The sequence below is a fragment of the Arthrobacter sp. 260 genome, assembly GCF_013116745.1.
In the GTDB taxonomy this organism is placed as follows: domain Bacteria; phylum Actinomycetota; class Actinomycetes; order Actinomycetales; family Micrococcaceae; genus Arthrobacter_D.
The window spans coordinates 1-239 of sequence record NZ_JABFOE010000106.1 but is presented as its reverse complement, the minus strand read 5'-3'; the positions used below and the strand labels follow the sequence as shown (position 1 = coordinate 239).

Annotated in this window: 1 pseudogene; it reads left to right on the top strand. The window is 51.0% G+C overall.

Going from position 1 to position 239, the window contains the following annotated elements:
• Positions 1-239, top strand: a pseudogene (locus tag HMI57_RS18965) (hypothetical protein); the annotation flags it as partial.

The window sequence follows — 239 nt, the reverse complement described above, 5'->3', positions numbered from 1 at the left end:
CCTACGAAGAGGCATACATAGTCCTTCCTCCTGCCGCGATAAGCGGGGTGAGCGGAATCGTGATGGGGTGTCAAGCAAGGGTCCATTATTTGAAGACAGGAAAGATAGTGGATGCTGTGGTCGGGGACGGTGGACCAAGAACCAAGGTGGGAGAACTGTCCGTGAAGTGCGCTAAGGACCTGAATATGCCAAGCAATCCCAATACTGGTGGAGAAGGAGATTTTTCAATGGTAGTATAC